The following is a 1,889-nucleotide window of genomic DNA, read 5'->3' on the forward strand; positions in this document are numbered from 1 at the left end:
CGCGCCCGGCGGGGCGCCGCGCATCGGCCGCACGGCGCACGGGGGAGCCCGGGCCGCACGCCCGGCCCCGCCCCCGCGACGGGGTCGAAACCCCGCTCGCCCCACTCGAAACGACACTCCACAGAACTGTCGCTCGAATGGGTGATCCGTTTCACGCTCGGCGAGAGCAGGTCAGCACCGCGTGATGGGCTCGATAGCATCAAGCACCGGCCCGGACGGAGCAGGCTGCCGTCCGCTCACCGCCGGTCGGAGCTGCCGGAGGTGCCCATGAGTGCGGAGGCGACGAACCCCGCGACGCCCGGCCCAACGACGCCCCCGGGCCAGCGAAAGCGCGCCCGCTCCCGCCTTGACCTGCGCCGACTCGGCCGTGCCGCGCTGCTCGGCCCGGCCGGCCGCGGCCGTCTCCCGGACGCCATCGGCCATGTGGCCGAGGCCCACCGCGGCCACCACCCCGACGCCGACCTCGAACCGCTGCGCCGTGCCTACGTCCTCGCCGAGTCCTCGCACCGCGGCCAGACGCGCAAGAGCGGTGAGCCGTACATCACACACCCGCTCGCAGTCACCCTGATCCTGGCCCAACTGGGCGCCGAGACCACGACCTTGACCGCGTCCCTGCTCCACGACACCGTCGAGGACACGGACGTGACGCTCGATCAGGTGCGCGCGGAGTTCGGCGACGACGTCTGCTACCTGGTCGACGGCGTCACCAAGCTGGAAAAGGTGGACTACGGAGCCGCCGCCGAGCCCGAGACCTTCCGCAAGATGCTGGTCGCCACCGGCAACGACGTACGCGTCATGGCGATCAAACTCGCCGACCGGCTGCACAACATGCGCACGCTCGGCGTGATGCGCCCCGAGAAACAGGCGCGCATCGCCAAGGTCACCCGCGACGTCCTCATCCCGCTCGCCGAACGGCTCGGCGTGCAGGCCCTGAAGACCGAGCTCGAAGACCTCGTCTTCGCGATCCTCCACCCCCAGGAGTGCGCCGAGGTCAGAGAGCTGATCGCGGCGAAGACGAGGGCCGGCGCCGACCCGCTCGCGGACATCTCCGAAGAGGTGCGCGGCGTGCTGCGCGACGCCGGCATCGCGGCCGAAGTCCTCATCAGGCCGCGCCACTTCGTGTCCGTGCACCGTGTGCACCGCAAACGCGGCGAACTGCGCCCGGCCGACTTCGGCCGCCTCCTGGTGCTCGTGAACGAGGACGCCGACTGCTACGGAGTCCTCGGCGAACTGCACACGTGCTTCACGCCGGTCGTCTCGGAATTCAAGGACTTCATCGCGGTACCGAAGTTCAACCTGTACCAGTCGCTCCACACGGCCGTGGCCCGCCCCGACGGCGAAGTGGCCGAAGTCCTCATCCGCACCCACCAGATGCACCAGGTCGCCGAAGCGGGCGTCATCGCCCTGCGCAACCCCTACGCCCCGCCCCCCGAGGAGCAGCCGGCCGACGGCGAGCGCGCCGACCCCACCCGCCCCGGCTGGCTCTCCCGCCTCCTGGACTGGCAGCAGGCCGCGCCCGACCCCGACACCTTCTGGTCGACGCTGCGCGAAGACCTCGCCCAGGACCGCGAGATCGCCGTCTACCGCCCCGACGGCGGCACGCTCGGCCTGCCCGCGGGCGCGAGCTGCGTGGACGCCGCCTACGCGCAGTACGGCGAGGACGCCCACGCCTGCATCGGCGCCCGCGTCAACGGCCGCCTGGCGACGCTCAGCACGGTCCTGCGGGACGGCGACACCGTGCAGCTCCTCATGGGCCAGGACCTCGCGTCCGGGCCCTCGCGCGACTGGCTCGACCACGCGCGCACGCCCGCCGCGCGGATCGCCATCCGGCGCTGGCTCAGCGCCCACCCGGCGCCCGCGCCCGCGTCCGGGCCCACCGCCGCGGCCGC

1 protein-coding gene is annotated in these 1,889 nt (G+C 73.0%); it reads left to right on the forward strand.

The window, feature by feature from the left end; all coding sequences use genetic code 11:
• Positions 1-267: 267 nt before the first annotated feature.
• Positions 268-1,889: RelA/SpoT family protein (locus STRAU_RS36170; RefSeq protein ID WP_037664226.1), on the forward strand; the 1,622-nt coding region annotated here is incomplete at its 3' end.

It is taken from the genome of Streptomyces aurantiacus JA 4570 (assembly GCF_000414115.1).
In the GTDB taxonomy this organism is placed as follows: domain Bacteria; phylum Actinomycetota; class Actinomycetes; order Streptomycetales; family Streptomycetaceae; genus Streptomyces; species Streptomyces aurantiacus_A.